Here is a 21071-nt window from a genome sequence, read left to right as displayed (position 1 = left end):
ATGGCCAACCCCGAAGAGCTGCGCAAGCGCGACGCCAAGCTGCCCAAGGCGCGCCGCAAGTATCCTCAGTCGCGCGTCACCCAGATCCTCTACGTCATGGTGGCCTTGGTCGTAGTTGCCGCGCTCGGCGGGCTGATCTAGCTGCGTATCGACGCCCCCGCGACGCGCCTGAACAAGTCCATTCCCGCGAGGTCTTCGATTAACACCGCCTTGCCGTGGGCGTCGCACAGCGGGATGCACCAGTTCGCGTACTGCTCTGCGTTGGTGCCCGGCTGGTTTTGGATCCGCACATCCCCCACCATGTCCACCAGGTTCGTGCAGGTCAGCGCCGAGGGGGTGGAGGCGACAAACCGGTTGAGGGCGACGACGAGGTCCTCGGTATCGCCCTCGTCGAGCCCGCGCAGGGCGCCCGATTCGCGCACGGTATCGACCACCGCGTCGATCCAGGCGCGATCGGCGGCGTTGAGCTCGTCGAGGGACTGTTCGACGAGACCTAGCTCGACGCGCAGCGTGTTGTGGGCGCCTTTGATGTAGCCAGCCGTGGGGGGCAGGTCGTGGGTGCCCACCGAAGTGAGGCAGAGGTTGCGGTACTGCTCGGCGCGCTTCGGGCGCCCGTCGGGCTCGGTGGATTCAAACCACAGCACGGAGGTGCCCAAGATCCCCTTGTCGCGCAGCACGTCTTGCACCCAGGGCTCGAACGTGCCGAGGTCCTCGCCGACGACGATGGCGCCGGCGCGCTGCGCCTCGAGGGCGAGCACGCCCACCATCGCCTCGAAGTCGTAATTCATATACGCCCCGTCGGCGGGCGAGCCTAACCGGGGGATCCAAAACAGTCGGAACAGGCCGAGGATGTGGTCCACGCGCACCCCGCCGGAGTGGCGCAGCACCGTGCGCAGGAGGTCCCGCCACGGCGCGTAGCCGCGCTCAGCGAGCGCGAGCGGGTTCCATGGCGGCTGCGACCAGTCCTGGCCCTGTTGGGAATACTGGTCTGGCGGCGCGCCCACGGAGGCGCCCGCGACCAAGACATCGGCCAGCGTGGCGGCGTCCGCCCCGCCGGGGTGCACGCCGACGGCGAGGTCGGTCATGATCCCGATGCTCATCCCAGCTGCCGTGGCACGCTCCTGCGCGCGGCGGCGCTGCTCGTCGGCAAGGAACTGCAGCCACATGAAGAAGCGCACGTCCTCCTCGTCCGCGGCCCCGCCAGCGTGATCGGCGTGGCGGCCGGTGGCGGCGTTTTCTGCGCGCTGCGCGCACCATTGGGCGAACGTGTGCAGGCCCTCGCCCTCGGCGGCGATGAAGCGCTCGAACTGGTCTAGGCGCTCTTGCGAGGGTGTGGTGCCGTAGAACAGCTCGCGCAAGGCGGCGAGCTTGACGGCGAAGATGCGGTTGCGCTCGATCGGCTCTGGGGAGGTGTTCGTCCGCTTCAGGGGCGCGGCCGCCTCGGTGATGGCGGCGCGGACATCGGGCTCGGCGGCGGCGAACTCGGGCAATTCCTCGACAGCGATGTAGATCGGGTTGACGAAGCGGCGGGACGTCGGAAGGTAGGGGGAATCCTCGACCGGCGGCTCGGGCTCGGCCGCGTGGACCGGGTTGATAAGCAGGTAGTCCGCACCCTCGGCGGCGACGACCTCGGCGAGGGCGGCGAGGTCGCCTAAGTCCCCGATGCCCCACGAGCGCGCCGAGCGCGCCGAATAGAGCTGCGCCATCACCCCGTAGGTGGGGTGTTCGACGAAGCGCTGGTTAGTCTCCAGCGCCCGCGGCACCACGATGAGCGTGCAGGAGGAGGCGAAGGTATCGGACTCTAGGTGGAGCTCGTGCCAGCCCGTCGGCAGGTCACCAGGCACGTGGAAGGTTGCCTCGCCCCACACGACGCCGTCCGCGGCGGTGTAGGGCTCGGCCCAGTTCTCGTCCTGGTAGGCCTGCCTGGACGTGCCGTCTTCGCAGCGGATCCAGCAGTGCGCGCGGTGGCCGTCGTGGACGTGGACGTTGAAGTGCTTCTCCTCCCCTGCGGTGGCGACCACGCACGGCGGGAGGGGGCGCGTGGCCTCGACCGCGCGGCGCTCGGCCAGGAAAAACCCGAGTTCTTCGGCGCCTGGGTCATCGCTCAGGCCCACACCGAGGGCGCGGAGGAGGGACACAAACGAGCTGGCCGGGGGCTCGGTGACTTGACCGTTCGAGGCCCGGTAGTGGAGCCCGAACCCGTAGGCGGAGGCAAGGTCGTTCAGGGGCGTAGCGTGCGTCACATCAACACATTGTGCCAAAAATCACCCTATGCCGATGTCGAAGTGACACGAAAGGGTAATGTAGGCAACTATGACTATCAACACGTTTACCACGGAGGCGGATTTCACCCTCCAGCCTGAAGAGAATGTGATCAGCGACGTTATCGGGTTGAGCGAATCGCGCCCCGACATCATCCTTTTCAATAAGCCGGAGGGGTCAGGGTGGGTGGACGTCACCGCGGCGGACTTCGTTGCCGAGGCATACGAGCTGGCCAGGGGAATTGCCGCCCAGGGGGTTGAGCCTGGTGACCGCGTAGTCATCCTCTCGGAATCGCGCTACGAGTGGACGCTGGTTGATTTTGCCATCCTCGCCGCCGGGGCAGTGACGGTGCCGATCTACCCGTCGAGCTCCGAGCACCAGATTCAGTGGATCCTCGAGGACTCCGGCGCAAAGCTCGTCTTCGTGGAGTCCGCTGAGCATGCGCGCGCCGTGGATAACGTGTTGAAGGCCGCGGGCGAGGCCTCGTCGGTCGCGCGCGTCGTCACCTTCGATGGGGGCGGCGTCGAGGAGATCAAGGCGGATGGCTCGGGCGTCGATAAATCGGAGATTGGCAACCGCGTCGCCGCAATCACCCACGACTCGCTCGCTTCCATCGTCTACACATCGGGAACGACGGGCCGCCCCAAGGGCGTGAGCCTGACCCACCTGAACTGGTACCACGAGGCGCGTGCGCTTTTGGCCACCTCCATCGTCGGATCGATCGGTGATCCGGTGGGCAAGCACGCGGTGACCTTCCTGCCGCTCGCGCACGTGCTGCAGCGCGCTGTCACCTTCACCCTCATGATCGCCGGCGCTACCCAGTCCCACTGGTCGGATACCTCCACCATCACCACCGAGTTCCAGCGCGCCCACCCGGCGCTGCTCTTGGGCGTGCCCCGCGTGTTTGAAAAGGTCAGGTCCGCGGCTTACAACCAGGCGGCCGATAGCTCGGAGGTGGCCAAGAAAGTCTTCCTCGCAGCCGAGCGCGCCGCCATCGACTACTCGCGCGCCCAGGACACCGACAAGGGCCCCGGGCTCGTGCTCACGCTGAAGAACAAGCTCTTTGACAAGCTCGTCTACTCCAAAGTCAAGGCCGCGATGGGTGGGGAGGTCCTGGTCGCCATCTCCGGCGGCTCCGCGATCAGTCCGGACCTCTTGCACTTCTTCCGCGGCATGGGTGTGTCCATCTACGAGGGCTACGGCTTGACCGAGACTACCGCCGCTGCGTGTGTCAACGATGTCGGCAACTGCCGGATCGGCACCGTGGGCCGCCCCGTCCGGGGCTATACGGTGCGCGTGAGCGAGGAAGGCGAGCTCGAAATCGCCGGCGACGGCGTGGCCAAGGAGTATTGGAACAACCCGGAGGCCACTGCCTCCTCGATGAAGGACGGCTGGTTCTCCACCGGCGACTTCGGTGAGATCGACAACGACGGGTTCGTGCGCATCACCGGGCGCAAGAAGGACCTCATCGTCACCGCGGGTGGCAAGAACGTCTCCCCGGGCCCGCTCGAGGAGGTCTTAACCTCCAACGCCTTGCTGTCCAATGCCATCGTCGTCGGCGACGGTCGGCCCTTCGTGGGGCTGCTTGTCACCATCGACGAAGACGAGTTCAAGCGCTGGAAACAGAAGAACGGGATCGCCGCAGAGAAGACGGTTGCGGACCTGCGCGAGGACGTCAAGCTGCGCGCCGCCGTCCAGGAGGCCGTGGATAAGGCCAACCAGACGGTGTCTAAGGCCGAGGAAATTAAGAAGTTCCGCATCCTCGAGCGCGACCTGAGCGAGGAGGACGACGAGGTGACCCCGACGATGAAGATCAAGCGCAACGTGGTGGTTGATCACTTCTCCGCGGAGATTGAAAAGCTCTACCAGCGCTAGCGTCGGCGCGCCGCCGCTTTGCTGCGCCCCCGGCGCGATACCATTGCCCACAGCGAAATGAGACGTTGTTGGCAACATAGGGTAGGCATGCATAAGGGGGCTCACAAGTGCGCAAGACTGCCGCGGTGCTGCGCCACCGCGAGCTGACCCAGGAGGTCTACAACATCGGCGATGAGGTTGCCGAATACATAGAGCACATCGCCGAGGCGATCGCCGACTACGACGGCGAGCTCACCGACGACTGCCTCGCGGAGTTCTCCGAGATTGTTGATGACGCCCGGCAAGACGCCCGCCGCGTCGTCGGCGAGCTCATCGGGCTGCGCCAGGCGCTCACCTCTGGGATGCGCGCAGGGGTGCTCTCCGCCGCCGCGCTCGCCGACGAGCGCATCCCGGAGCCCGAGCTGCTCGATGCCGCGGGGCTCGAGGACCTCTTCCCGCTCGCTGCGCCGTTTTCCGTGCGCACGCTGGGCGATGCACTCACGGGCCGCACCGACCTTGTGGTCCAGCACCTCACGGAAATCGTCAGCTTTACCCTCGAGCAGACGGACATGGTGGCCCGGGAGCTCGGCGCGGTGAGCCTGCCCCACCTCTATTCCCGTGTCGGCGACCTCGTCGAGGCGGCGGTCGACGGCTGGATGGAGACGGTCTGCATCGACCACCCTGCCTTCGTGCGCACGATGCGCGGTACGAATCCGCCGGCCTTCCTTGCCGAGCGCGCGCGTATCGACGCCGTGGTGGCCAAGGTCGCCGCGAAGCGCTCGCGCCGGGGCGCGTAAGTTAGGGGCCCATGTTCGGCCTCTACATCCACGTTCCCTTCTGCGCCACGAGGTGCGGGTACTGCGACTTCAACACCTACACGCCGACGGAGGCAGAGACCTCCCACGAGCAGTACCTGCGCGCCCTCGGCCGCGAGCTTGAGCTCGCCGAAATCGGCCCGGCGGATACCGTCTTTATCGGCGGTGGCACCCCCTCTTTGCTCGGCGCGGACGGCCTGGGGCGGATTATGGACATGGTGCGCGAGCACGTCGGCCTGCGCCCCGGCGCCGAGGTCACCACCGAATCCAACCCCGAATCGACCAGCCCCGCCTACTTCGAGGGGCTGCTCGAGGCCGGTTTTACCCGCATCTCACTGGGGATGCAGTCGGCCTCAGCGCCGGTTCTCCGCGTGCTGGAACGCGCACACACCCCTGGGCGTGCGGCCGCCGCCGCGGGGGAGGCGCTCGCGGCAGGCTTTGGCCACGTCAACCTCGACATGATCTACGGAACCCCGACGGAGACGGACGACGACGTACGCGCCACCCTGGATGCGATCCTCGCCACCGGGGTCGACCACGTGAGCGCGTATTCGCTCATCGTCGAAGATGGCACTGCGATGGCGCGCAAGATCCGTCGCGGTGAGCTTCCCGCCCCGCGCGAGGAGGCATATGCCTCGCGCTACGAGCTCATCGCCTCCACACTCGCCGACGCAGGGTTCGGCTGGTACGAGGTCTCCAACTGGGCGCGCCCGGGCGGTGAGTGCGAGCACAACCTCATCTACTGGCGCGGGGGCAGCTGGTGGGGCGCGGGACCGGGGGCGCATTCGACGCTGGGCACGCGCAGGTTTTTCAACGTCAAGCGCCCGGAGCGCTACGCCGCGGCGCTTGAGCGCGGTGAGCTGCCGATTGGCGGGGAAGAGACTCTTACCGCGGCGGACCTCGAGTTCGAGCGCATCATGCTCGGCCTGCGCCTGCGGGAAGGGGTGCCGCGCGAATGGATCCCGGCGGCGGCGGAGGGGGTCGTCGATAAGCATGCGAAAGGGGGGCTGCTCACGGTGGGCGAGCGGGTTACAGTCACTGACGCGGGGCGCCTGCTTGTCGACGGCATTGTCACCGACATCCTGGCCGCCGAGTAGGACGCCGAGTGGTACGCGGTAGAATGGTCGCCATGAGTGGGGCAGGAGATCGCAAGCAGGCGGTGCTCCGCGCCATCGTGGCCGACTACATCGCGCTGCAGGAACCGGTGGCGTCGAAGACTCTCGTTCAGCGCCACAACCTCGCCGTCTCCTCGGCAACTATCCGCAACGACATGGCCGCGCTTGAGCGCGAGGGCTTCATCGAGCAGCAGCACTCCTCCTCGGGCCGCGTGCCCACGGAGAAGGGCTACCGCGCCTTCGTCGACGCGCTGCACGAGGTCAAGCCGCTCTCTGCGCCCGAGCGCCGCGCCATCTTAGGCTTCCTCGAGAGCGGGACCGACCTTGAAGACGTCCTGCGGCGCTCCGTGCAGTTGCTCGCCCAGCTCACGAACCAGGCCGCGGTGGTGCAGCTTCCCACGCTCGAGGTCTCCCGGGTCAAGCACTGCGAGGTCGTCGCGCTTAGCCCGACCCGCCTTCTGCTGGTGCTCATCACGGACTCGGGCAGGGTGGATCAGCGCAACGTCGAGCTCGCAGCCGAGCTGTGCGACAGCGAGGTCCGGCTGCTGCGCGACACGCTCAACGGAGTGCTTGTCGGGGCGACGATGGCGGAAGCTTCGGCCTCCCTCGCCCGTCTCTCCGCAGGTGCCCCGGTGGCGATCCGGGACGCGGTGGAGCGCGCCACCGCGGTGCTTATTGATACCTTGGTTGAGCGGTCGAGCGATCGCATCCTCATCGCCGGCGCGGCGAACCTGAGCATGAGCAACGGCGCCCACGGCTCGGACCTGCGCAGCGTCATCGCCGCGCTCGAAGAGCAGGTCGTGGTGCTCAAGCTGCTCGCCGGCGCCCAGGAGCTCGAGCGCATCAACGTGCGCATCGGCCGCGAGATGGAGGATGAGGAATTTTCCCGCGCTGCGGTTGTTTCTACCGCATATGGCACGGCCGAGGCGCTCGGCGGCCTCGGGGTGGTCGGTCCGACCCACATGGACTACCCGGGTACGATTCAAAAGGTTGCCACGGTGGCTCGCTACATCAGCCGCATTTTGCGTGGCGAATAAGACTGTAGAAAGGCTCATGGACAAAAGTGGCTCGTGACTATTACGGGATCCTCGGTGTCGACCGTGAGGCGACCGAGCAAGAGATCAAGCGGGCATACCGCAAGTTGGCGCGCAAGTACCACCCCGACGTCAACCCGAGCGCGGAGGCGGCGGAGAAGTTCCAAGAGATCGCGCTGGCCCAAGAGGTGCTGCTCGACCCCTCGAAGCGCCGCATCGTCGACCGCGGTGGCGACCCGATGGAGCAGGGGCAGGCCGCCCCGGGCGGGGGCTTCGGCGGTTTCGGCGACATCTTTGAGGCATTCTTCGGCGGTGCAGGTGCAGGCTCGGGCCGCCAGCCGCGTTCGCGTGTCCAGCCCGGCAACGACGCGCTGCTGCGCACGACGATCTCGCTTGACGACGCCTTCTTGGGCGTTAAAAAGGACGTCACCGTGGATACCGCCGTGCTGTGCGAGACATGCCACGGCACAGGTTCACAGTCGCAGGCCAAGCCGGTGGCCTGCGAGCGCTGCCACGGCACCGGCTCGATCGAGGAAGTTCAGCAGTCGTTCCTCGGTAACATCATGACCACCCGAGAATGCCCCACGTGCCGCGGCTTCGGCGAGGTGATCAAGGACCCCTGCCGCCAGTGCGCCGGAGACGGCCGAGTCCGCGCCCGCCGGGACCTGACCGTCAACATCCCGGCCGGCATCGCCGACGGCATGCGCATCCGCATGGCGGGCCAGGGCGAGGTGGGGCACGGCGGCGGCCCGGCCGGCGACCTGTACGTCGAGGTGCATACGAGCCCGCACCCGATCTTCGCCCGCGAGGGCGATAACCTGCACCTCCACGTCAAGGTGCCGATGTACGAGGCGGCGCTCGGTACGGCGGTGGAGGTGGAGACCCTCGGCGGCGGCACCACCGACATCGAGGTCCCCGCAGGCACCCAGCCGGGCGAGCGGGTCGTGCTCACAGGGGCGGGGATGCCGCGGCTGCGCAGCCAGGAGGCCGGCGACATGATCGCACACATCGACGTCGTCGTGCCCACGGAGCTGCGGCCGGAGGAGCGCGAGGCCTTGGAGGGGCTGCGCGACGGCCACCCCGCGACCGCCTCGGTGGCGGCCGATGGCGAAGGCCGGGACGAGTCCTTCTTCGGCCGGATGCGAGAGCGCTTCCGCCGCTGATGAGCCTGCCGTACTTCCTCTCACCGGATCCCGCCTCCGGGGTGCTCGACGGCGCGGAGGGCCGCCACGCCGTTACCGTCAAGCGCATCGCGCCTGGCGAGACCATCGCGCTGACGAACGGCGCGGGCACGGTAGCCACCGTCGTGGTCGGCGAGGTGCGCGGCAAGGATTACCTCTCCGGCGCGGTGGTCGGGGTGGATACGATTCCGCCTGCCCACCCGCGGGTGACGCTCGTGCAGGCGATTCCGAAGTCGGAGCGCGCCGAGCTCGCCGTCGACCTCGCCGTCCAGGGAGGCGCGGACGAGATCATCCCGTGGATCTCCGCGCGCACCATCGCCCGCTGGCCCGCGAACAAGCAGGCCAAGCAGGTGGAGAAGTGGCAGGCCACGGCGAGAGAGGCGGCGAAGCAGTCGCGCCGGGCGTGGGTGCCACAGGTTGCCGAGCCGGTGACCACGAACCAGCTGCGGGCCCTCATCTCTGGCAGGCAGGCCCTCGCCCTGCACGAGGAGGCGACGGTGCCGATTCGCCAGGTCTCCTTCGCTGAAGACGTCGTCGTCCTCGTCGGCCCGGAGGGGGGCATCGCCCCCGAGGAGCTCGACGCTTTGGGCGCGCAGCCGGTCAAGCTCGGCCCCGAGGTCTTGCGCACCGCTTCGGCGGGTTTCGCCGCGCTGTGCGCCATCGGTGCGCTAACGGTGCGCTGGTAAGGTGGGGCGGCATGGAAGAACTGGTCTCGCGTAGGGTCGAGCTCGACGCCGAGCACGCCCAAGAGGTCCTGGGTGTCAACGACGCGAACTTGCGCGTGCTCAACCGGCAGCTCGAGGCGGACCTGCACGCCCGGGGCACGACCGTGACGCTGCGCGGGCACATCGCGGCGGTCGCCCACGCCGCCCGGGTGCTCGATGAGCTCGAGTCCATGGTCCGCCGCGGGGTGCCCGTCGGCCCCGACACCGTGCTCCACGCCACCAGGATCATGGAGGACGAGGCACCGGAGTCGGTCGCCGAGCTGCTGGGCACCGAGATCGTGGCCAGGCGGGGGAAGGTGATCCGCCCGAAAACCGTCGGGCAGCGCCGCTACGTCGACGCCATCGACGACCACACCATCACCTTCGGCATCGGCCCGGCCGGCTCGGGCAAGACCTACCTCGCGGTGGCGAAGGGGGTCCAAGCGCTGCAGGCCAAGGAGGTCAAGCGCATCATCCTCACCCGCCCGGCCGTCGAGGCAGGGGAGAAGCTGGGGTTTTTGCCCGGCACGCTCAACGACAAGATCGACCCCTACCTCCGGCCGCTCTACGACGCGTTGCGTGACATGCTCGACCCGGAGATGATCCCGAAACTCATGGATGCCGGCATCATCGAGGTCGCCCCATTGGCGTACATGCGCGGGCGCACGCTCAACGATGCGTTCGTGATCCTCGACGAGGCGCAAAACACCACCGGCAGCCAGATGAAGATGTTCCTCACCCGCCTCGGCTTTGGCACGAAGATGGTGGTGACGGGCGACGTGTCGCAGGTGGACCTGCCCAGCGGCACGGTCTCCGGGCTGCGCGTTGCGCGGCGCATCTTGCCCGGCATCGAGGACATTTCTATCCAGGAGCTTGGTGCGGAAGACGTGGTGCGCCACCACCTCATCTCGCGGATCGTTGCGGCCTACGACCGGCACGACGCCACCAACGCGGCGCGTTACGAGAAGAAGCAGGCTGAGCGGGAGAAAGGCATTTCATGAGCATCGAGGTTCTCAACGAGTCGGGCGAGGGCGAGATCAACGAGGAGATGCTTGTCGACGTCTGCTCGTTCGCCCTCGCGGCCATGGACGTCCACCCGGAGACCGAGGCGACGATCACGCTTGTCGACGAGCCCACGATGGCCGACCTGCACGTGCGCTGGATGGACCTCGAGGGCCCCACCGACGTCATGAGCTTCCCGATGGACGAGCTCACCCCCGGCGGCGGGCGCCCCGACGCCGCGGAGCCGGGGCCGGCGATGTTGGGCGATATCATCTTGTGCCCCGCGTTCGACCGCCGCCAGGCCGCCGTCGCGGGCCACGATCTAGGCCACGAGCTGGCCCTGCTCACCGTCCACGGGGTGCTGCACCTGCTGGGCTACGACCACGTCGCCCCCGAAGACGAGCGCGAGATGTTCTCCCTGCAAAACGAGATCCTCGCCGATTGGTACGACTCGCTCGCCGCGCGCGGCGTCGCCTACCAGCCCAAACCGACCGGCGCCCAGGCGTTTCCCTCCGCCGCAGACCGCGACGAGCTTGATCGTCGCATGAAAGAGACCTAGAACCCTTGGAATTTACCCTCACATATGCCCTCGTCGCCGTGGCGGCGCTGTTGCTCTCGGGCCTGCTTGGGTCGGTTGAGGCGGCGCTCGCCCCGATCTCGCGGGCGCGGGTCGAGAGCATGGTCAAAGACGGTGTGCCCGGCTCGAAGGCCCTTATGCGGGTCATTGCCACGCGCGCGAACCAGATCAACATGCTCGTCATGGTGCACACCGTCCTCGACGTGACCGCCGCGGTGTTCGCCGCGATGCTCGCCACGGAGCTCTTCGGCTCGGAGGCGTGGGCGATCGCGGCGGCCATCGCGTGCGTGACGCTGCTGCAGTTCAGCATTATCGGCGTCTTCGCACGCACCGCGGGGCGCCGTAACCCGTATAGCATCTCGCTGAGGGCGGCGCAGTGGCTCGTCGCCTTCCACACGGTGCTGGGGCCGATTGCGCGGCTGCTGATCTGGGTGGGCAACCTCTTCCACCCGGGCCGCGATTTCCGGCAGGGGCCGTACGCCACCGAGATCGAGCTGCGGGAGATGGTCGATATAGCCCAGGAGCGCGGCGTGGTGGAGTCCACCGAGCACCGGATGATCCAAAACATCTTCGACCTCGCCTCCACCTATGCCAAGCAGGTGATGGTGCCGCGGCCCGAGATGATCTGGATCGAGGCGGAAAAGAACGTGGGTCAGGCCACCCGCCTCATGGTGCGCTCCGGGCACTCCCGGGTGCCGGCGATCGGTGAGAACGCCGACGAGATCCTCGGCGTGGTCTACCTCAAGGACATGTTCACGGACGACGGGCGGCCCCTCGATCAGGAGACCCCGATCGACCAGGTGATGCGTGAGCCTCTGTTTATCCCCGAGTCGAAGCCGCTCGACGCCCTGCTCCAAGAGATGCAGCAGTGCGGCACCCATATCGCCATGTTAATCGACGAGTACGGCGGGGTCGCGGGCCTGCTCACCATGGAGGACCTGCTAGAGGAGATCGTTGGGGAGATTACTGACGAATACGATGAGGCCGAGATGGCGCCCATCGAGGCGGTGGGGGAGCGCGCTTACCGCGCCCAGGCGAGGTTGCCGCTCGATGACCTCATCGATCACCTCCAAGACGACATCGGCTACGAGCTGGAGTTCGATGACGAGGTGCGCGAGGCGGTGGACACCGTCGCGGGTTTGCTGTCCTACGAGCTGGGCCGCGTCCCGCTGCCGGGCTCGGCGGTGGAGGTCTCCGACCTGCGTTTCACCGCCGAGGGCGGCCGGGACCGCCGCGGCCGGATCAAGGTCCGCAGCGTGCTCATCGAGCTTCCCGACGTCATCGACACCTACCAGGCCCAGGATTAGCTCCCCGGGGGCGGTGGTGCACAATGGTGTGCCATGAACATCCTCTCGATCCAGTCGGCGGTGGCCTACGGGCACGTCGGCAACTCGGCGGCGGTCTTCCCGCTCCAGCGCATCGGCCACGAGGTGTGGCCGGTCTACACCGTGAACTACTCCAACCACACCGGTTACGGTGCCTGGCGGGGCCCGATTATCCCCGCCGCTGACGTCGCGGCAGTGATCGATGGCATCGATGAGCGCGGGGCGCTCTCGCGTGTCGACGCCATCTTGTCCGGCTACCAGGGCGGCGACGACATCGCCGACGTCATCATCGACGCGGTGGCCCGCGTCAAGGCCGCCAACCCGTCGGCCCTCTACGCCTGCGACCCGGTGATGGGCAACGCGAAGTCGGGCTGCTTCGTGGCCGATACCATCCCGCCGCTGCTGCGCGACCGCGTCGTCCCCGTGGCCGACATCATCACCCCGAACCAGTTCGAGTTGGGATACCTCACCGGCCGCGAGGCGACGGACCTCGCCTCTACGCTCGACGCGGTTGAGGCGGCCCGCGAGATCGGCCCGCGCACCGTACTGGTGACCTCGGTGGAACGCCCGGAGGCCGACCCTGTCAATGTCCTGGAGATGATCGTGGTGGACGATGCCGGCAAGTGGATCGTGAAAACCCCGCGCCTGCCTTTCAAGCGCAATGGTTCGGGCGACGTCACCGCCGCCTTATTCACGGGGCACTACCTGCGCACCCGGGATGCCGCCGATGCGCTGGCGCGCACGGCGTCGTCTGTGTTCGATCTGCTGGAGGTGACGTACCAGGCGGGAGCGCCCGAGCTTAAGCTCGTGGAGACGCAGGACGCCTTCGCGGACCCGCGGATGCAGTTTGAGGTCGAGGCCCTCTAACGACAGGGCCCTGGCGCGGGCAGCGAATCATTGGAGGGGCTGTTGGGCGAGCGTGTACTCCGCGATCCAGGATCTTTCCGCGCTCGAGCAGTTCGCCGCGTCGCTGTGTGGTTTCACGCATTGACGGTTGCCGCCTCCGCCCCGCCTCAATCGAGTGCGCGATCTCGCACCCCCAACGTGGGGTTCAGACAAGCGAGAGGGCTCGTGTCAGACGTGGGTAGTTGGTACTCGCCCAGCTGACGGGCTCTGGTCACTCCCCGAAATGTAGCCCCGTGTGGCTGCACCTCGACTCTGCCGTTGCAGAGTCGCCCGTACTTCGACTCCGCCGTTGCAGAGTGGGCAGGGTTTCGGTCTCGGCGTGGACTCTGCCGTTGCAGAGTCGCCCGCACTTTGACTCTGCATTGCGGACTTTTTCGACCCGCACTTTGACTCTGCCGTTGCAGAGTGGGCAGGGTTTCGGTCTTCGCGTGGACTCTGCCGTTGCAGAGTCGCCCGCACTTTGACTCTGCAGTGGGGACATTTTCGACCCGCACTTTGACTCTGCCGTTGCAGAATGGGCAGGGTTTCGGTCTCGGAGTGGACTCCGCCGTTGCAGAATCCGCAACCCAGACACTTCCGGGTGGGACACTTTCCAAAAAGCACTGAACGGGGCTGGACCATTGTCCGAGGGAACCAGACCTGAACCCCGTGCCCAGTCGAGTCTCGCGTTCTGGTGTTCTGCGCTGGAACGATGGGCGGGAGGGTGTCCGATTCTTTGTGTGCGGGGGGCTTGGTTTACAAGTAGTCCGCGAATCGGTCGGGGTAAGCCACGGCTAGTTGGTTGATGGCTTGTTTCCACCCGGTGGCTTTCGCTCCTTCAATATAGCCGTTGCATTCGATGGCGCGCTTGGCTTTCTTCGCTCGCTGGGCAGCGCGCTTGTCCTCGATGTTGCAGATCATCAGCCACAGCGTTTTCAGCGCCGCGGTATCGTTCGGGAACTGGCCGCGGTTGCGGGTGGCTTTCCGCAGTTCAGCATTGAGTGACTCGATCGAATTCGTGGTGTAGAGTACCCGCCGTGCCGCAGGCGGGAACTGCAGAAACGGCACGAACCGATCCCACGCATCACGCCACACCTTGACCGATTGCGGATACTTCCGTCCCAGCTCGGACGCCTCGAACGCGTCCAGGGCGGCGCGGGCGGTGTCCTCGTTCGGTGCGGTGTAGACCTCCCGTAGCGCACTTGATACGGGTTTGCGGTCTTGGTAGGACACCCACCTGTTGGCCGCCCGGATCAGGTGCACGATACTCATCTCGCACCATGGAATTCGGCCAGGTTGCCTCCACGGCTTCCGGCAGGCCTTTGAGCCCGTCGCAGCAGACGATGAACACGTCTTGGACCCCACGGTTGGCAAGGTCAGCGCACACGGATGCCCAAAAACTGGCGCCTTCATTGTCTGCGATCCACAATCCCAGGATGTGTTTGATGCCGTCCATGTCGACGCCTACCGCCATGTAGCAAGACTTGTTGACCACGCGGTGGCCATCGCGGATCTTCACTCGCAGCGCGTCGAGGAAGATCACTGGGTAGAACTCGTCGAGCTGGCGGTTTTGCCAGATCATGACCTCTTCTAACACCGCGTCGGTAATGGTGCTGATCGTATCTGGGCTCATATCCACCCCGAGGGTGGTGGCGAGATGGTGCTGAATATCGCGCACGGTCATCCCACCGGCGTACAGCGAGATAATCATGTCGTCGAGCTCTGTGAGCCGACGGGAGCCTTTGGGCACCATCTTTGGAGCAAACGTGCCGGCACGATCCCTCGGCATGGTCACTTCCAACGCGCCGTACCCAGAATTAACGGTCTTGGTGTACGACCCGTTGCGGTGATTGCTCTCCTGTGCGGTTTCCACCCGGGCTTTCGCCTTACGATCGGCATGGCCGTAGCCCAAATGTGCATCCATCTCCGCCTGCAGACCAGCGTTAATCGATGCCTGCAACAGGCCTTTGACCAGATCGCTTGCATTGTCAGTGGAGGTGGACAACTCGCCAATCAGCTTGGCGAGCTCAGGATTTTCCATCAGCTTCTCGCTGATCTCGTTGACCTTGTCCTGGTCATGGTTTTTCTTCGGTGACACCGTAGTCATTATCGGTGAAACTCCTTCTGGATCAGAGCCTCACACACAAACTTCCTGACACCCTCCTGGGCGGTGCCGATCGTGCAGTCAGTTTCATTGGCGCTCGTGCACCTCTCCGAAACGGGTGAGAGAGCCATCACGCAGCTCGGTAGCCCGGTTCACCTTTGACGGCGGCCTGCCTCTCCTCTCAGGTGCATTCGCGTGCGAACGCCGCGTCGGTATAGGGCCTCGTTCGAGGCGTTCGAGGCGTTCGAGGCGTTCGAGGTCGGCATGGATGTCGGCGGTGGGGATGGGGCGTCGATAAGCGAGCAACGCTCGACCCTTGGCGCCTCGAACGCACCGCCCGGCGTCGTATGAGTTCTGGTGTTCAATCGGGGCTAGAATGGGCCAGCATGGACTTCAACGCGCCCGAGGGTTTCCGCTCCGGCTTTGTCAGCTTCGTCGGCCGCCCCAACACGGGTAAGTCGACGTTGACGAACGCGCTGGTGGGGGAGAAGATCGCGATTATGGCGGACCAGCCGGAGACGACGCGGCACCCGATCCGCGGCATTATCAACCGCGAGGATGCGCAGGTCATTGTCGTTGATACGCCGGGCGTGCACCGCCCGCGCACGCTGCTCGGCGAGCGGCTCAACGACGTGGTAAAGGATACCTTTGCCGACGTCGACGTCATCGGGCTGACCATCCCCGCCGATGAGAAGATCGGCCCCGGGGACCGCTACATCCTGGAGCAGATCCGCTCGGTCAAGCCGAACACGCCGATCATCGGTATCGTTACCAAGCTGGATAAGGCCGGCAAGGACACCGTCGGCGAGCGCCTTCTTGAGCTCCACGAGCTGCTCGGCCCAGACTCGGAGGTCGTGCCCGTCTCCGCAACCGAAAAGATCCAGCTCGACGTGCTGCTCGACATCCTGATCCAGGCACTGCCTGAAGGCCCGATGTTCTACCCGGAGGGCCACGTCACCGACGAAGACACCGAGACGCGCATCTCCGAGCTCATCCGCGAAGAAGCGCTCCAGGGCCTGCGCGAGGAGCTGCCGCACTCGGTGGCCGTGCAGGTCGATGAGATGCACCCGGATCCGGACAACCCGCAGCGCCTCAACATCTACGCGGTGATGTACCTCGAGCGGCCCGGCCAGAAGAGCATTATCGAGGGCCCGGGCGGGCGCAGGCTCTCCGGCATCGTGCACCGCGCGCGCAAGCAGATCATCGAGCTGCTCGGCCAAAACGTCTTCCTCGACCTGCGCATCAAGGTGCTCAAGAACTGGCAATCCGACCCGAAGGCGCTGGGCAGGCTTGGCTTCTAGGGCAAGCTACCGCGACCGTGCGCTGGTGATCCGCACGTACGACTTTGGCGAGGCAGACCGCATCGTGGTCCTGCTCACCCGCTGCCACGGCCTCGTGCGCGCCGTGGCCAAGGGGGTGCGAAAGACCCGCTCGCGCTTCGGGTCGAGGATCCAGCCGTTCGTCGACCTAGACGTACAGCTCTACCCGGGCCGCAACCTCGCCACCATCACCGCGGCGGACACGGTTGGCTACTTCGCCAGCCGCATCATCGAGGATTTCGAGCGCTACGCCGCCGGCTGTGCGGTGTTGGAAACGGCGGAACGCCTCGCCTACGCCGAGCAGGGCAGCGCGCTTTTCGACGCCACCAGCGCCGCCCTCGCAGACCTCCAGCGCGCGGATTCCCACCCCACCCTCGTGCTCGACGCCTTCATCCTCCGCGCGACGGAGCAGGCCGGCTGGGGCGTGAGCCTGTTTGACTGCGCAAACTGCCAGGCACCCGGCCCACACCGGGCGTTTAACGCCGCGCTGGGCGGGGCCGTGTGCAGTGCCTGCCGCCCGCTCGGTTCGGCGGACGTCGACCCGGAGACCCTGCACGTGATGTGGCTTCTGCAGCACGGCCACCCGGCAGAGACGGAGGCCGTCGCCGAGGTACACCGGCTTACCACCGCTCACCTGCAGTGGCACCTCGAGGCGGCGCTGAAAAGCCTGCGCATAATGGAGCAGGCGTAGCGGGCCGGGGCATAATAGAGCAATGGCCGCACCCGATATCGCCCCCGAGTTCATCCCCCGCCACATCGCCGTCGTCATGGACGGCAACGGCAGGTGGGCCCAGGCCCGCGGACTCAAGCGCACGGAGGGGCACAAGCGGGGCGAGGCCGTGCTCATGGACTGCGTCGATGCGTGCATCGAGCTCGGCGGGGTGGAATGGCTCTCCGCGTACGCGTTTTCCACGGAGAACTGGCGCCGCAGCCACGAGGAGGTGCGCTTCCTCATGGGCTTCTCACGCGAGGTGCTGCGCAACCGCCGTGACGAGCTCAATGACAAAAACGTGCGCATCGTGTGGGCGGGCCGCCGCCCCCGCCTCTGGCGGACCGTGATCCGCGAGCTCGAGGCCGCTGAGGAGCTCACGCAGGATAACACCGGGGTGACGCTGGTGATGTGCGTCAACTACGGCGGCAGGGCCGAAATCGTCGACGGCGCGCGCTCGCTTGTCGACGCCGCAGCGCGAGGCCTCATCCGCCCCAGCGACATCACGGAGTCGACGTTTTCGGACTGGCTCTACAGGCCCGACATGCCCGACGTCGACCTGTTTTTGCGCCCCTCAGGAGAACAGCGCACCTCGAACTTCCTGCTCTGGCAATCCGCCTACGCGGAGATGGTCTACCAGGACAAGCTCTGGCCCGACTTTACGAAGCAGGACCTCTTCGACGCGGTGCTGGAATACGCGCGGCGCGACCGCCGCTTCGGCAGCGCCTAGCCGTCCAGCAGACCAGCGGCCCAGCGGCTCAACGCTCGCCCGCTTGGGTCCGCTGGGCCTCCTGGCAGGCGCGGCACACGCCGAAGACCTCTGCGTCGTGCCCGACGAGCTCGTAGCCGTAGCGCTGCGCGACGAGCTGGGCCCACTTCTCCACCGGGCCGCCCTCGATCTCCTCGCTGCGCCCGCAGATGGTGCACACGAGGTGGTGGTGGTGGTGCTCGGTGAGGCAGTGGCGGTAGAGGGACTCGCCGTCTTTGTTTTGCAACACGTCGACCGCCTCGACCTCGGAGAGCGACTGCAGGGTGCGGTAGACCGTGGTCAGGCCGACCTTCTCCCCGCGCTCGTGCAGCGTCTCGTGGATCTCGCGGGCGGAGACGAACTTGTCAATGTCCCGTAGCACGGAGACGATGGCGGCGCGTTGCCAGGTGTTGCGCACACCCAACTTCGGGGCGGGGGCGTGGCCCTTCGGGGTCGAGGGGGTTGGTGCTGAGGAAGTAGGCATGCTTCTACACTATTCGTGCGACGGTCTGGCTGTCGCGGGGCGTAGCCCCGGATCTCGCTCGGCCCGCACGTCAGCGGGTGGGCCGATGATCGCGGCGCTGGCCTGGGGGGAGCGGCCCTCGGAGTTCGCACGGCGCGCGGCGAGGTCGTCGACAAGCGTGCGCGCGCCCTCTTTCAGGTGTGCGGCGAGGTCGCCGAGTTCACGGATGACCTCAATGATTTCAGGGTGAGCGAGTTCGTAGACTACCTCGCGGCCTGTGCGGGTGTACTCCACGAGGTGGGATTGCTTGAGCACGCGCAGGTGCTGGCTAATCAGCGGCTGGGACTTCTCCAGCTTGCGCACAAGCTGGTGGACCACGTGTGGCTGCGAGGAGAGTAGTAGGAGGATTCTCAACCGGAGGGGGGAGTCGAGGGCGCTGACGAGCCCGGCCGCGAGTTCGAGATCTATCGGTTGCGCATCGTCCACGGATCGTCAGCCCCTTCTTGTCGCTGCTGCACAAAGCTTTCAATACCAAATATACTAGACGCGTGTCTAGGTTGGTAACCGGCCCCATAGCCGGTGCCTCCGGTGCGGATCGCCACCGGGTAGACTGGGCACCTAGCTTTCGCGAAACTCTCACGCCGTCTACCAACCTGTCAGGAGTTGTTCATGGCTTCGACCAACGTCGATACTGTCGTTAACCTGTGCAAGCGCCGCGGCCTTGTCTACCCCGCGGGCGAGATCTACGGCGGCACGCGCTCGGCCTGGGATTACGGCCCCCTCGGTGTTGAGCTAAAAGAAAACCTCAAGCGCCAGTGGTGGCGCCACATGGTGCAGTCGCGCAAGGACACCGTCGGGGTGGATACCTCCATCATCCTGCCGCGCCAGGTGTGGGAGGCCTCCGGCCACGTCGAGGTGTTCACCGACCCTCTCGTGGAATCCCTCTACACCCACAAGCGCTACCGCGCCGACCACCTGCTCGAGGCCTACGAGGAAAAGCATGGCCACCCGCCGGCCAACGGTCTTGCCGATATTAATGATCCCGAGACGGGCCAGCCGGGCAAGTGGACCGAGCCGCGCGAGTTCTCCGGGCTGATGAAGACCTACCTCGGCCCCGTCGACGATAAAGAGGGCCTGCACTACCTGCGCCCGGAGACGGCGCAGGGCATCTTCGTCAACTTCAAAAACGTCATGACCTCGGCGCGCATGAAGCCGCCGTTCGGCATCGCGAACATCGGCAAGTCCTTCCGCAACGAGATCACCCCGGGCAACTTCATCTTCCGCACCCGCGAGTTCGAGCAGATGGAAATGGAGTTCTTCGTCAAACCCGGTGAGGACGAAGACTGGCACCAGTACTGGATTGACAACCGGCTGCAGTGGTACATCGACCTGGGCATCGACCCGGAGAACCTGCGCCTCTACGAGCACCCGAAGGAAAAGCTCTCCCACTACTCCAAGCGCACCGTCGACGTGGAGTACGCGTTCAACTTCGCCGGCTCGAAGTGGGGCGAGCTCGAGGGCGTGGCTAACCGCACGGACTACGACTTGAAGACGCACGCCGAGGCGTCGGGCGAAGATTTGTCCTTCTTCGACCAGGAGTCGGGCGAGCGCTGGATCCCGTACTGCATCGAGCCCGCCGCTGGCCTGGGCCGCGCGATGATGGCGTTTCTTATCGACGCCTACCACGAGGACCAAGCCCCCAACGCCAAGGGCGGGGTGGATACGCGCGTCGTGCTCAAGCTCGACCGCCGCCTCGCGCCCGTCAAGGTCGCCGTGCTGCCGCTGTCGAAGAAGCCGGAGCTCTCCGGCCCCGCGGAGGAGCTCGCGCAGAGCCTGCGCCGGAATTGGAACGTCGACTTCGACACCTCCGGGGCGATCGGTCGGCGCTACCGGCGCCAGGACGAGATCGGCACACCGTTCTGCGTCACCTTCGACTTCGACTCGCTCGAGGACGGTGCGGTGACCGTGCGCGAGCGCGACACGATGGAGCAGGAGCGCGTTGCGCTGGACGAGCTCGAAGCCTACCTCGCTGCCCGCCTCGTCGGCGCCTAAGGAGACTGCCGGTGCATTACGTGAGCTGGGATCGCAGCGAGAAAGACGTCGTCAAGCTGCTTGCGGAATCTGGGCCTGAGGTGCTCGGGGAGTTTAGCGACGATTCCGCCTTGGTCGGCGGGGAGACCTGGCAGCTGGTCACCTCGCCGGAATCCGGAGCCGTGGCCACCAGCGGGGGCCGCGAGATTGTGCGCGCCCGGGGCAGCCTGAAGCGGGACAAGACCATCGGGGTTGAGGTCGAGGGGCGGCGCTACGCGCTCGTCAACGAGGCCTCCAAGCAGTGGGTTGTTGATGACGCCGCGGGGGAGAAGGTCGGCCAGTTCACCCAGGACCACAACGGCGTGCGCCGCGCGATCCTCGAGTTCGAGGGCGAGACGGACCTCCCGGCCATCGACGTCGTTGCGCTCGCCTGGCTCTCGCGCGAGGTGCTGGAGTCGAAGAAGATGATCAACTCCAACGCGCTGATCGCTTTCCTCGTCTTCATCTCCATCTTCATCGTCGTGGTGTTCTACCTGCAATGATCTGGCAGGGCAGCTCGCTTCGCGCCGGGCACACCACCCTCGCCGAATCGGGCGACGAAATGCTCGTATACGGCACCCAGCGCCTGCGTGTCGATGCCTCTGACCCCGCCGACATCCGCGCGGTGGGCGGCGGCGGTGAGCGCTACCGCCTCTCCAAAGCCGGGCTTACCGTGGCCCGCTACCGAGCCGACTGTGACGGGCGCACCTACTCGCTGCGCCGGGCGGGAGGCGGCTCGCGGCGCGAGGTAATCGACGCCGCGGGGGAGATCGTGGCGCGCACCCGGGGGCGCCACGACGGCGACTTGGAGCTCGACCCCACCGGGGAGCTCGACGTGGACCTGGTGTTTATGTCCTGGGGGTTGACGTTTATTGATAGCCCGTCGCGCCGGACGATGATCTAG

21 protein-coding genes and 1 pseudogene are annotated in these 21071 nt (G+C 66.3%); 18 read left to right on the top strand and 4 right to left on the bottom strand.

The window, feature by feature from the left end:
• The gene (locus C3E79_RS11465; RefSeq protein WP_179948268.1) at positions 1-141 is read left to right on the top strand and encodes a hypothetical protein; all 141 of its coding nucleotides are present in this window, start codon (positions 1-3) and stop codon (positions 139-141) included.
• Here the strand turns inward: C3E79_RS11465 and malQ are convergent.
• Positions 138-2243 carry a 4-alpha-glucanotransferase gene (gene malQ / locus C3E79_RS08245; protein WP_179948267.1) on the bottom strand — a complete coding sequence of 702 codons (2106 nt, stop codon included), beginning with the start codon at positions 2241-2243 and terminating at the stop codon, positions 138-140. The two genes, C3E79_RS11465 and malQ, sit on opposite strands and share 4 nt — an antisense overlap.
• 70 nt (positions 2244-2313) lie before the next feature.
• On the opposite strand from malQ, the gene C3E79_RS08240 reads away from it, so the two are divergent.
• From C3E79_RS08240 to pdxY, 10 genes are all read left to right on the top strand, one after another.
• Positions 2314-4137, top strand: a complete 1824-nt coding sequence (locus tag C3E79_RS08240; protein WP_235840734.1) for an AMP-dependent synthetase/ligase — start codon at positions 2314-2316, stop codon at positions 4135-4137.
• 107 nt (positions 4138-4244) lie between these two features.
• Positions 4245-4913: a hypothetical protein gene (locus C3E79_RS08235; RefSeq protein ID WP_108404480.1), complete on the top strand. Its 669-nt coding sequence runs from the start codon at positions 4245-4247 to the stop codon at positions 4911-4913.
• An 11-nt stretch (positions 4914-4924) separates the two neighbouring features.
• Positions 4925-6028: a radical SAM family heme chaperone HemW gene (hemW, locus tag C3E79_RS08230; protein WP_108404479.1), complete on the top strand. Its 1104-nt coding sequence runs from the start codon at positions 4925-4927 to the stop codon at positions 6026-6028.
• 32 nt (positions 6029-6060) lie between these two features.
• Complete coding sequence (hrcA, locus tag C3E79_RS08225; RefSeq protein WP_108405125.1) at positions 6061-7083, top strand: heat-inducible transcriptional repressor HrcA; 1023 nt, start codon at positions 6061-6063, stop codon at positions 7081-7083.
• A gap of 26 nt (positions 7084-7109) precedes the next feature.
• Positions 7110-8243 carry a molecular chaperone DnaJ gene (gene dnaJ, locus C3E79_RS08220; protein WP_108404478.1) on the top strand — a complete coding sequence of 378 codons (1134 nt, stop codon included), beginning with the start codon at positions 7110-7112 and terminating at the stop codon, positions 8241-8243.
• The gene (locus tag C3E79_RS08215) at positions 8243-8947 is read left to right on the top strand and encodes a 16S rRNA (uracil(1498)-N(3))-methyltransferase (protein ID WP_108404477.1); all 705 of its coding nucleotides are present in this window, start codon (positions 8243-8245) and stop codon (positions 8945-8947) included. The genes dnaJ and C3E79_RS08215 overlap by 1 nt, the downstream gene beginning before the upstream one ends.
• 11 nt (positions 8948-8958) lie before the next feature.
• Positions 8959-9966, top strand: coding sequence for a PhoH family protein (locus tag C3E79_RS08210; protein WP_108404476.1), 1008 nt, complete (start codon positions 8959-8961; stop codon positions 9964-9966).
• Positions 9963-10526 (top strand): rRNA maturation RNase YbeY, encoded by a 564-nt coding sequence (gene ybeY / locus C3E79_RS08205; RefSeq protein WP_108404475.1) that lies wholly within the window; start codon positions 9963-9965, stop codon positions 10524-10526. The genes C3E79_RS08210 and ybeY overlap by 4 nt, the downstream gene beginning before the upstream one ends.
• Before the next feature lie 5 nt (positions 10527-10531).
• Positions 10532-11851: a hemolysin family protein gene (locus tag C3E79_RS08200; protein WP_108404474.1), complete on the top strand. Its 1320-nt coding sequence runs from the start codon at positions 10532-10534 to the stop codon at positions 11849-11851.
• Positions 11852-11884: 33 nt separating this feature from the next.
• Complete coding sequence (gene pdxY, locus C3E79_RS08195) at positions 11885-12736, top strand: pyridoxal kinase PdxY (RefSeq protein ID WP_108404473.1); 852 nt, start codon at positions 11885-11887, stop codon at positions 12734-12736.
• Between the two features lie 774 nt (positions 12737-13510).
• Here pdxY and C3E79_RS08190 read toward each other — a convergent pair.
• Positions 13511-14861, bottom strand: a pseudogene (locus C3E79_RS08190) (IS256 family transposase).
• Positions 14862-15053: 192 nt separating this feature from the next.
• On the opposite strand from C3E79_RS08190, the gene C3E79_RS11405 reads away from it, so the two are divergent.
• Genes C3E79_RS11405 through C3E79_RS08175 form a run of 4 tightly spaced genes read left to right on the top strand, consistent with a single transcriptional unit; the run spans position 15054 to position 17616 of the window.
• Positions 15054-15209, top strand: a complete 156-nt coding sequence (locus tag C3E79_RS11405) for a hypothetical protein (protein ID WP_158268483.1) — start codon at positions 15054-15056, stop codon at positions 15207-15209.
• Positions 15210-15244: 35 nt separating this feature from the next.
• On the top strand, positions 15245-16159 hold the full coding sequence (gene era / locus C3E79_RS08185) for a GTPase Era (RefSeq protein ID WP_108404472.1): 915 nt from the start codon (positions 15245-15247) through the stop codon (positions 16157-16159).
• Positions 16149-16868, top strand: a complete 720-nt coding sequence (gene recO, locus C3E79_RS08180; protein ID WP_108404471.1) for a DNA repair protein RecO — start codon at positions 16149-16151, stop codon at positions 16866-16868. Before era ends, recO begins: the two co-directional genes overlap by 11 nt.
• Positions 16869-16890: 22 nt before the next feature.
• A complete protein-coding gene (locus C3E79_RS08175; protein ID WP_108404470.1) occupies positions 16891-17616 on the top strand; it encodes an isoprenyl transferase in 726 nt (241 codons plus the stop codon).
• A 28-nt stretch (positions 17617-17644) separates the two neighbouring features.
• On the opposite strand, the gene C3E79_RS08170 is transcribed toward C3E79_RS08175, so the two are convergent.
• A complete protein-coding gene (locus C3E79_RS08170; protein ID WP_108404469.1) occupies positions 17645-18118 on the bottom strand; it encodes a Fur family transcriptional regulator in 474 nt (157 codons plus the stop codon).
• A gap of 9 nt (positions 18119-18127) precedes the next feature.
• The gene (locus tag C3E79_RS08165) at positions 18128-18583 is read right to left on the bottom strand and encodes an ArsR/SmtB family transcription factor (protein ID WP_108404468.1); all 456 of its coding nucleotides are present in this window, start codon (positions 18581-18583) and stop codon (positions 18128-18130) included.
• Between the two features lie 183 nt (positions 18584-18766).
• Between C3E79_RS08165 and C3E79_RS08160 the strand changes: the two genes are divergently transcribed.
• Genes C3E79_RS08160 through C3E79_RS08150 form a run of 3 tightly spaced genes read left to right on the top strand, consistent with a single transcriptional unit; the run spans position 18767 to position 21071 of the window.
• Positions 18767-20149 (top strand): glycine--tRNA ligase, encoded by a 1383-nt coding sequence (locus tag C3E79_RS08160; protein WP_108404467.1) that lies wholly within the window; start codon positions 18767-18769, stop codon positions 20147-20149.
• Between the two features lie 11 nt (positions 20150-20160).
• Positions 20161-20670: a hypothetical protein gene (locus C3E79_RS08155; protein WP_108404466.1), complete on the top strand. Its 510-nt coding sequence runs from the start codon at positions 20161-20163 to the stop codon at positions 20668-20670.
• Positions 20667-21071 carry a hypothetical protein gene (locus C3E79_RS08150; protein WP_108404465.1) on the top strand — a complete coding sequence of 135 codons (405 nt, stop codon included), beginning with the start codon at positions 20667-20669 and terminating at the stop codon, positions 21069-21071. The genes C3E79_RS08155 and C3E79_RS08150 overlap by 4 nt, the downstream gene beginning before the upstream one ends.

It is taken from the genome of Corynebacterium liangguodongii (genome assembly GCF_003070865.1).
GTDB lineage: Bacteria > Actinomycetota > Actinomycetes > Mycobacteriales > Mycobacteriaceae > Corynebacterium > Corynebacterium liangguodongii.
Note: the sequence above shows the minus strand (reverse complement) of the source record. Positions and strands in the feature narration are given on the sequence as shown.